The organism is Maribacter sp. (assembly GCF_049667165.1).
GTDB lineage: Bacteria > Bacteroidota > Bacteroidia > Flavobacteriales > Flavobacteriaceae > Maribacter_A.
This window is the reverse complement of sequence record NZ_JBATHS010000039.1, coordinates 1-10,259: the sequence shown is the minus strand read 5'-3', so window position 1 is coordinate 10,259 and position 10,259 is coordinate 1. Positions and strand designations below refer to the sequence as shown.

At 40.0% G+C, this 10,259-nt stretch carries 4 protein-coding genes, 2 rRNA genes and 1 pseudogene; 5 read left to right on the top strand and 2 right to left on the bottom strand.

Features of this window, described 5'->3' with window-relative positions:
• From WBM98_RS02120 to WBM98_RS02100, 5 genes and pseudogenes are all read left to right on the top strand, one after another.
• Positions 1-882, top strand: a pseudogene (locus WBM98_RS02120) (glutamate synthase subunit alpha); the annotation flags it as partial.
• An 8-nt stretch (positions 883-890) separates the two neighbouring features.
• Complete coding sequence (locus WBM98_RS02115; RefSeq protein ID WP_424364372.1) at positions 891-2,357, top strand: glutamate synthase subunit beta; 1,467 nt, start codon at positions 891-893, stop codon at positions 2,355-2,357.
• A gap of 538 nt (positions 2,358-2,895) precedes the next feature.
• Positions 2,896-6,885 carry a two-component regulator propeller domain-containing protein gene (locus WBM98_RS02110; RefSeq protein WP_424364371.1) on the top strand — a complete coding sequence of 1,330 codons (3,990 nt, stop codon included), beginning with the start codon at positions 2,896-2,898 and terminating at the stop codon, positions 6,883-6,885.
• Between the two features lie 260 nt (positions 6,886-7,145).
• Positions 7,146-8,099: a hypothetical protein gene (locus WBM98_RS02105; protein ID WP_424364370.1), complete on the top strand. Its 954-nt coding sequence runs from the start codon at positions 7,146-7,148 to the stop codon at positions 8,097-8,099.
• Positions 8,100-8,109: 10 nt separating this feature from the next.
• Positions 8,110-9,378 (top strand): hypothetical protein, encoded by a 1,269-nt coding sequence (locus WBM98_RS02100; protein WP_424364369.1) that lies wholly within the window; start codon positions 8,110-8,112, stop codon positions 9,376-9,378.
• 267 nt (positions 9,379-9,645) lie between these two features.
• Here WBM98_RS02100 and rrf read toward each other — a convergent pair.
• Positions 9,646-9,757: ribosomal RNA gene (gene rrf, locus WBM98_RS02095) — 5S ribosomal RNA — on the bottom strand.
• A gap of 180 nt (positions 9,758-9,937) precedes the next feature.
• A 23S ribosomal RNA gene (locus WBM98_RS02090) occupies positions 9,938-10,259 on the bottom strand; the annotation flags it as partial.

The window sequence follows — 10,259 nt, the reverse complement described above, 5'->3', positions numbered from 1 at the left end:
ATTCTTCATGAAATCAACGTTCCCAAGGGGACCAAGTTCTACAATACGCAAAAACAACAGCACAATGTGGATAAATCCATCGAATTTGAAATTTTGGAAAAAGCCCATCCTGCCCTGTTTAGAAAAGAAAAGATCTCTTTGGATTTTCCCATTAAAAATACAGATAGGGCCATTGGCGCCATTATCAGTAATGAGATTTCAAAAGTCTATGGAGCAGAAGGTCTGCCAATCAATACCATCAAATTGAATTTCACTGGTTCTGCTGGACAAAGTTTTGGGGCTTTTGCCACCAAGGGTCTTACCATGACCGTAAACGGCAATACAAACGATTATCTGGGCAAAGGACTTTCTGGCGCAAAATTGGTTATAAAAGTACCAGAAGGATCGACCATCGTTCCAGAGAAAAATGTCATTACCGGTAATGTTACCCTCTATGGGGCCACTGCCGGTAGAGCTTATATCAATGGAAAGGCAGGAGAGCGGTTTTGTGTTCGGAATTCCGGTGCAAAAACCGTAGTCGAAGGTATTGGTGATCATGGGTGCGAATATATGACCGGAGGGGTTGCCGTTATACTAGGAGAGGTAGGCCGTAATTTTGGAGCTGGTATGAGTGGTGGAATTGCCTATGTCTATGATAAGAACAAGACATTTAAAAATAATTGCAATACCGAGGCTTTAAACCTACTTGCGGTAGATGAGGATGAAGATATCAACCAACTGAGGGAATTGATCGAAAGCCATTATAACTACACCATGAGTCCGTTGGCACAGCGTATTCTTGAACATTGGCAAGAATGCCTTAAGGACTTTGTCAAGGTCTTCCCTGAAGAATACAAACAAGCATTGATTCGTTTAGAAAGAGAAAAATTACAAACAATTTAAATCGAGACATGGGAAAGATTACAGGTTTTTTGGAATTCGATAGAAAAGTTGAGGAATATGCACCCGTTGAAACTCGTGTAAAAAACTACAAAGAGTTTACCCTTTCAATGAAGGAATCGGAGTTGAAGGAGCAAGGGGCACGTTGCATGGATTGTGGTATTCCGTTTTGTCATGGCGGTTGTCCTTTGGGTAACCTTATTCCAGATTTCAATGATGCCGTTTATCGCGGTAAATGGGAGAAAGCGGCGTATATTTTGCATGCCACCAACAACTTTCCTGAATTTACCGGCAGACTATGTCCGGCCCCTTGTGAGGAAGCTTGTGTACTCGGGATCAATGAAGACCCCGTTACCATTGAGAATATTGAGAAGAATATCGTAGAGAAAGCCTTTGCCAATGGATGGATAAAACCCGAACTGCCAAAGCAACGTACCGGAAAAAAAGTTGCGGTTATCGGTTCCGGACCTTCTGGTTTGGCCGCGGCACAACAATTGAATCGGGCGGGACATTTGGTTACCGTTTTCGAAAGGGATGAAAAACCAGGTGGACTTCTACGCTATGGTATTCCTGATTTTAAGATGGAAAAACAAGTTATCGATAGACGATTAGAGGTGTTACAAGCAGAAGGTATCGTATTCCAATGTGGGGTTCATGTCGGTGTCGATATCAAAGCGGACCAACTAAAGGAAGATTTTGATGCCTTGGTCTTATGCGGTGGAGCAACGGTACGAAGAAACCTACCCATAAAAGGAGCTGATCTTAAAGGTGTCGTACAGGCCATGGATTTTCTTGGTCAAAACAATCGCCGGGTCGATGGAATCAAGGATTTAGGTGAAGAAATATTAGCCACTGATAAAGATGTCATTGTTATAGGTGGAGGGGATACAGGTTCTGATTGTATTGGCACATCCATTAGGCACGGTGCAAAATCGGTATCGAATTTTGAAATCATGGGCAAAGGGACAGTTGAACGCCCCATTGATCAGCCTTGGCCTTTTTGGCCGATGCGATTACGTACTAGCTCTTCGCATAAAGAAGGGGCTGAACGATTTTTCAGTATATCGACCAAGGAATTTATTGGTGATAAAGACGGAAATCTGAAAGGTTTGATCACTACGGAGGTGGAATGGATCAAAGAACCGGGCTCACGCCCCATTTTAAAGGAAGTAAAGGGAACGGAAAAAGAATGGAAATGTGACTTGGTCCTTTTGGCCCTTGGTTTTACCGGTTCTGAAATGACCTTGGCTGATCAATTCGGATTAGAGGCTGATCCAAGAACCAACATAAAGGCCAGTATAAAAGATTATATGAGTAATGTTCCCGGTGTTTTTGTAGCCGGTGATCAACGTAGAGGTCAATCCTTGATCGTTTGGGCCATATCAGAAGGTAGACAGGCCGCATATCATGTAGACGCCTATTTAATGGGTAGTTCTGAGCTCCCACTTAAAGGTGAAGGGGATTTGCCAAGGATTTAGCATTCATTATATATACCCTTAAAAAAAGCCACTTTTTCAATAAAGTGGCTTTTTTTATATCCATTTGGCACTAATAATTCCCTTATAATCATGCTATGCCTACTCATTAAATCGATAAAACTTAAATCCTTTGATGCACTTCATTTCGCGGTCGGGAAATATTACAGCTTAATGATGGCCAAGCCCAAGCGATGCTTTAGGGCAGGTCACCTCCAGTAAATACCGAACTGTACTTCAATACCTGATGTGGGGGTGGGAATACCCACAACGGCCCTACCATATATGTATAGCGCAAAAAAAACCCGACGATGCTATAAGGGGCTTGAGGAACGCTGACGCTTCCGGTCAGCGATCTTATGGCGGCGGCCTATCATGTAGACGCGTATTTAATGGGTAGCTTTGAGCTCCCCCTTAAAGGTGAAGGGGATTTGCCAAGGGTATAAAAATAATTTTATTATGTGACATTTAATAAATGCTTATCTTTTAGGATGTAAAATTAATTTAATGTCCCACCCTGATTTCGTTTAAATGTTGTGAGATGCTGCGAACTGTTTCTAGAAATAAAAAGCTCACTTTCAACAACTGTTCGGTCACATTATACTTTTTAATATTGATCATATCTTTTTTGGTCAATTGTCCTTTTGTACAAAGTCAAGAAGAATCCGCTATACAAAAGCAATTTTCCTTCAGTACTTTAACGGTAAATGAAGGGCTTTCTCAAAATAGTGTTTTGAGTATTGCTCAAGATACAATCGGATATATATGGTTTAATACCGAAGATGGGCTCAATAAATATGATGGTCGGGAATTTACACATTACAATGTTCCCTCCGGTGAGACGAAACGGGAAGTAAAGTATATTTCGGGTGAATTGTTTGTTGATAGCGCTGGGATATTATGGGTCGTGGCCAACTCTGGAAAATTAAATCGTTACCAGCAAGAAACTGATAGCTTTCATGAAGTTCCTAGATTTGAACAGGTAATCACAATGGCTCAAGATACCGATCAAAACTATTATATCGGCACTTATGGAGAAGGACTTTTTAAAATAGACCATCACACCAAGGACACTGTTCAAATCCTAAAACCAAAAGATAGACATTTTGCAGTTTGTAGTTTTTTGGAGACAGATGACAAGACCATTCTTGCAACCACAGATGATGGCATCATAGAGATTAAAGATAATGACTACCAGTTTATTGAGCTTGCTCCCGAAACTATTTTCAGTCGGTTCGCAAAATCCAAGACAGGTACCTTATTTCTAGGGAGTTATGAGAAAGGGCTCTACTTAAAGTCTAAAAACGATACTGGCTTTAAGTCATTTACAGGATTTGACAATTATCCCCTTCCCGGGAATTTAATTGTTAAAGACCTTTTGGTCGACAAACAAGATCGACTATGGATTACTACTGAAAGGCTTGGCGTGTTTTTGGTGGATTTCAGTGTAAAAACCGTCCAAAACTTTATATATGACAAGAACGATCCATATGCGCTTAGTTCCAATTCTTTGTTTTTTATGCTTGAAGACAATGCGGGAGTCATTTGGATAGGAACGCAAGGAAACGGGGTATGTTACTATGATGCTTACCTAAAAAAATTCAATGTACTGACAGATGATCAGGTATCGCAAAATGTAAACATAGACGGTGTAAGAGCTATCGCCACCAGTGAAAACAATACCATATGGGTTGGCACTGAAGACCAAGGATTGACCAAAATAGACTTAGCTGCCCAAGATTACAACACCTATTCGACTACGAATTCAGATCTTTTGGGAAATAGAATTGTCAGCTTGTTTTATGATGAAGGGGGCTTATGGATTGGTCATTTGAACAATGGACTTCAAAAGATCGATGCCAATGGTAAAATGACTTTCTACAAGGAAACAGCACCATTTACTGTATTAAAGATTTTTAAAGATGTTTCGGGGAATATGTGGCTTTGCACCAATCATGGTCTCTTGCAGTTTGATCAAGACAAAGGTATAAAGAAACAATTTACCTCGGAAAATTCAAGTTTGGCTTCAAATTATTATATAAGTACCGTTGAACAGGATATTAATACAATTGAGCAAGGTGATGCAAACACCCTTTGGGTAGGAACGGAATTTGACGGACTGTACCGTCTTGATATCCTGGAGAATAAATTTTTGGAAGTTGAAGGTATATCCGATAGGATTTTTTCGTTGCATTATGATAACCCCATGCTTTGGATTGGCACAAACGGCAATGGTTTAAAATCATACAACATAAAAGAAAACAGGATAAAAACCTACACCAAAAAAGATGGTCTGCCCAATGATATTATATATGGTATTTTACCTGACACCGAGGGAAATTTATGGTTGAGTTCCAACAAAGGAATTACTAAACTCAAAATTGAAAATGATTCCATTTCAGCTATAGAAAACTACAGCAATTACTTTGGGTTACAGTCGTACGAATTTAATGCCGGGGCCTTTCATAAAAATAGTAGTGGCATTTTATATTTTGGAGGAATAAAAGGGCTCAATTGGTTTAACCCAAAGGACCTCAAAACAAATCCTGTCCCTCCAAAAACTGCATTGACCAAACTGGAAGTGTTCAATAAAGAAATTCCTTTTTCAAATGAATTACAACTTGGGCACACTGAAAATACCCTATCGTTCACTTTTTCCTCCCTACAATTTGCACAACCGGAATTGAACCAATATAAATATCGTCTAGTAAACAACGATGCCGATTGGATCAGTGCTGGCAATAACAATGTGGCACATTATACCAACCTGCCCCCCAACAAATACGAATTTCAGGTACTGTCGAGCAATTATGATGGCATATGGAACACGGAACCTACCACCTATTCATTTACCATCTTAAAACCCTGGTATTGGACCAATTTGGCCAAAGCTGGGTATGTATTGGCGTTGCTGTTCATGTTATTTGGCATCTATCGTTATTTAAGTTGGCGTTGGCAAATGAAAATGGAACTTGCCCAAGAGCACGATGAAAAAGAGCGTCTGCAAAAACTGGATGAATTAAAAAACCGCCTCTATACTAATATTTCGCACGAAATCAGGACTCCGTTGACACTTATTTCCGGACCTGTAGAAAACCAACTTGCAAAAAAAGGGCTTCAAGAGCAGGACAAAAAAGAACTGAATTTGGTCAAAAGAAGTGCAGACCGGTTGTTGAACCTTGTCAATCAAATGCTTGACCTTTCCAAATTGGAATCTGGAAAGTTGGAATTGAATGTAAGTGAGGATAATCTAAATATATTTCTTAATGAAGTTTTGAGTTCCTTTGAATTTCAAGCAAAAGTAAAAGGGCTTGATTTTGAGCAGCAGATTAAAGTCCAAAAATTAGCTTGGTTTGATCGCGATGCTTTAGAAAAAATAATTTCAAATTTACTTTCCAATGCCATTAAATACACTTCATCCAAAGGAAAAATAACATTTAATGCACAACAACAAGAGCATCACTTGATCGTAAGTGTAATAAATGATTCGCATTCGCTTGCACAAGAAGACCTCTCCAGAATATTTGATAGGTTTTATCAAACAGATAAAAATAATAAAGGAGCGGGAATAGGTTTGTCTCTGGTTAAGGAGTTAACGACCCGTTTACACGGTAGTGTAATAGCCCAATTAGACCATGCTAATAGGGTGCAGTTTACCGTTAACATACCTACAGAAGCCTCATACTTCGCAACAAATGAAATTTCTAGGTCAAAAGAGGTAAAAAAGATTGATTCAAATGTGAATTATGCATTGAATAATTCTACTGAATTAGAGCGAAGCAGCCAAAAGCCATTGCTCTTACTGGTAGAAGACGACCCAGATATTAGACAATACATCAAATCCATATTTAAAACCAATTACAGGATCGAGGAAGCCATAAATGGGGAAGAGGGTTTGAAAAAATCATTTGAATCAAATCCTGATTTGATTATCAGTGATGTTATGATGCCGGTTATGGATGGTATCGAAATGTGCAATACTTTAAAATTTGACACTAGAACAAGTCACATCCCCATTATTCTCTTAACTGCCAAAAGCGGGGAGCAACATGAAATTGAAGGTCTTAGAACCGGGGCCGATGCGTACATCAACAAACCCTTTAATCGCGAAAAATTGGTGATTACTGTTCAAAAACTCATCGATCTACGCCTCAAATTACAGAAGCATTTCAGTCAATATTTGAGCATCACGCCAGATATTACAATTACTTCAACAGAAAGCAGGTTCCTTAGTCAACTCAAAAAGGTTTTGGATTCCCATATTTCCGACCCTGATTTTAATAGCGAATTTTTTTGTAGGCAAATGGGTATGAGCAGGACACAGTTACACCGTAAACTTACGGCTATCGTAGGAATGTCTACCACAGAATTCATACGTTCACAAAGATTAAAACTGGCAAGTGATTTATTACTCAATACAGATGCATCTGTTTCTGAGGTCGCCTATCAAGTAGGTTTTTCCACCCCGTCATACTTTAACCGCTGTTTTAAAGAATATTTTGGCAAAACTCCTTCGGCGTTTAAGGCCTAACATATTGTTTATAAGCAAGTTATGTTTGTTGTAACATATGTTCTAGTCTTTGGAACATATCTACAATCCCTATACAAATTCCTAGACTACATTTATCCTGTTCTAAAATTGAAACATGCATTTAAAATTGTTCAAAACAGATAGATGTAGCATCTATATTCCCATTGATCATATGGAAAAAGGAACATACAAATTGATAATATTGGAGAATAATAAAGTGATAAAAACATTCAACATCTGTAAAAGATAAAACCTATTGTATGAAATCTATAAACAAACACATATTCCTTTGGAGCGGTCTATTTCTGGGGTTATTAGGATGTAGGGAAAACCCGAAAAGTGAAAAGTCAAAACTTGAATCGGCAACCATTGATAAAACTTCCGGTATGGTCAACATACTTACCCGTGGTATGGAGTTTATCTCAAAAGACACCCTTGATTCTGGCTGGAACACGTTGACCTATTCAAATGAGTCGAAGGAAGTCCATTTTATATTACTGGATCTATATCCTGCTGGCAAAACCGCAGTGGATACCAAAAACGATATCCTTCCCCCCTTCGAAGAAGGCATGAAACGTATTATGGATGGTGATATGGACAATGCCGTATTGGCTTTTGGCAAATTGCCAGAATGGTTTCAAAAAGTAAGGTACATGGGTGGTACGGGTCTTATTTCCCCTGAAAATACCGCGAAAAGTACCGTCTATCTTGAACCTGGCCTCTATATTATGGAATGCTATGTAAAAATGATGGACGGATCTTGGCATACCAGTCATGGTATGTACAAGCAAATTATTGTAACCGATAACAAAACAGTATTACGACCACCAAAAGCAACTGCCCATGTCAACATATCCAGTACAAAAGGCATCGTACTGAAGGATAGTGTTTCTTCTGGAAAGCAAATCTTTCAAGTGCAATTTGAGGACCAGACCGTATATGAACACTTTTTGGGACACGATATCAATCTAGTTCGCTATGACGATTCTGCCGAATTACCCGATTTATTTGAGTGGTTGAACTGGATGAACCCTATGGGATTAAGAAGTCCAGCCCCAAATGGATTTACATTTTTGGGAGGCATGAACAACCTTCCAAGTGGTGCCAACGGGTATTTTGAAGTAGACCTATCACCGGGCAATTATATTTTGATTTCAGAAGTACCTGATGCCGATAAGAAAAAGCTGATGTACAAATTCACTATAACCAATTAATCTTTATCAAATGAAAACAATTTTAAGAACTTTCTTTGTTTTATCACTTATCATGGCCTGTACTACTGAAGATACTCCTGAAACACTAAAGGAGAAAGATAATCAGGAGAATCCTCAGACTGAAAATCCCCAAACTGAAACTACAAATAATGTGGAAGACCTACAAGGAGATTGGTTTAGGGTGGGCGGTAATAATCCTACAAATAACGGAATGCTCGTAAGAGTAATTGAGGATCAAGGAGTGATTATATTACCCCAGGATTCAGGTTTTGAAAAAGAGGATATTAAGTGGAAAGATATTCTTTCCAAGGAATCGGATAATTATGATTATTCCGAATTGGGTAGTGACTATAACTATTATGATGCCCAAATTGAAATTGGAACTGATGATACACTTCGTATTTCTGTGGCAGCGGCCGGACCAGGTAACATTCAAAAATGGGTACGTGATTTTGCTGAATTTGATAACTGTACCCCTTATCAGCCAGAAAATAACGAGGGTAACATCAATGAATTTTGGGATGCAATAAATGAAACGGATGTGTATACTGAACTATTACCCGCAATAACTGGCCCAGGTGGTGGATATTATACCGTTGTTCTTACAAATGACAGTGGTGTGGTGCCAGGTTTGAAGGTTACATCATCCAATGATACATTAGGAGCTATTGCAAATAGTACCGCAGCTGAAACCAATGATGAAAATACTAGAACCACAAGTTTCCTTGCTTATCCTGGAATCAGTTATGACATCGCAGCACATTACTCTTCTTTTGTGCCTGCTAGTACGAGTCCCACTTCATATGAAATTAATTGGATTTATACCGACATTGTGGATTGTTACGAGCCAAACGATGAACTTTCACAAGCAAAATCAGTTCCTAAAAATGAAATTATAGAAGCATATGCGCTAACAGGTCATATTAATAATTCGGTAACCTATGGTGAACCACAAAGCTATGATTATTATTCTACACAACTAAGAGAACCAGCAAAAATAAAGGTTGAGCTACTTGAAGTACCCTCTAGTGTAAACTTAAATGTAAAAATTTTTACTACCGATGGGCAACAACTAATAACAGATTATGAAGAGGTTTCAGGAGTGGTTTCAGAAGATGGTGCTATTTACAACACCCAAACAAGCTCCATACTTCAAGAAGGTACATATATTATTAGAGTTACTATAGGGGGTAGTAGACCTACTGTTGTGAATGATGATCAAGATATTCCTGATTACTGGAATTCGCCTTATACTTTCAAGATAACAACTACAGATTAAAATTTAAATTATCTCTAAAAATAAAAAAGTCCTTTACAGAAATGTAAGGGACTTTCGAGGAACGCTGACGCTTCCGGTCAGCGATCTTATGGCGGCGGCCTATCCATGACGCTGCCAAAGGCCATGCCCTTGTGCAGGTCAGGTCTGATGACTCTGACGAGTATCAGACTCCGTAAGAGACCATGACCTGCCCGAAGGGCCACGTCATCGGCCCTCCCACAATACCACAAAAAAAAACCCCGACGATGCGAAGCATGTCGGGGTCAAGGAAGGCGGCGGCCTACTCTCCCACCTGGTGTGGCAGTACCATCGGCGCAGACGGGCTTAACTTCCCTGTTCGGAATGGTAAGGGGTGGGCCCCGTCGCCATGGCCACCTAAATTTTATGCTGGACGTGGTCCTGCATCTATATTTTAATACTCCCTGATCGGAAGTATGACATAATAATGGGACAGGTAGAGGGGAAAAATACGTTCTTTTTAAGTAAAGCACACGGTTCGAATATAATATAAAAGGGATGTCGCCCCTACGTTCCGCAAAGCGGAAGTAGGGGACTTACGTTGCGCAAGCCCAACGGGCAATTAGTACCACTCGGCTACGGACATTACTGCCCCTGCACCTATGGCCTATCAACGTGGTCATCTCCCACGGCCCTTTAAAGAAATCTCATCTTGTGGCCGGTTTCGCGCTTATATGCTTTCAGCGCTTATCCGATCCCGACATAGCTACCCAGCGATGCCCCTGGCGGGACAACTGGTGCACCAGCGGTCGGTCCGACCCGGTCCTCTCGTACTAGGGTCAGCTCCACTCAGATTTCTAACGCCCGCAGTAGATAGAGACCGAACTGTCTCACGACGTTCTGAACCCAGCTCGCGTGCCACT

Excerpts from the sequence above, each read along its gene's own strand:
- WBM98_RS02115 (WP_424364372.1), top strand. The coding sequence starts at position 891 with ATGGGAAAGATTACAGGTTTTTTGGAATTCGATAGAAAAGTTGAGGAA.
- WBM98_RS02110 (WP_424364371.1), top strand. The coding sequence starts at position 2,896 with ATGCTGCGAACTGTTTCTAGAAATAAAAAGCTCACTTTCAACAACTGT.
- WBM98_RS02105 (WP_424364370.1), top strand. The coding sequence starts at position 7,146 with ATGAAATCTATAAACAAACACATATTCCTTTGGAGCGGTCTATTTCTG.
- WBM98_RS02100 (WP_424364369.1), top strand. The coding sequence starts at position 8,110 with ATGAAAACAATTTTAAGAACTTTCTTTGTTTTATCACTTATCATGGCC.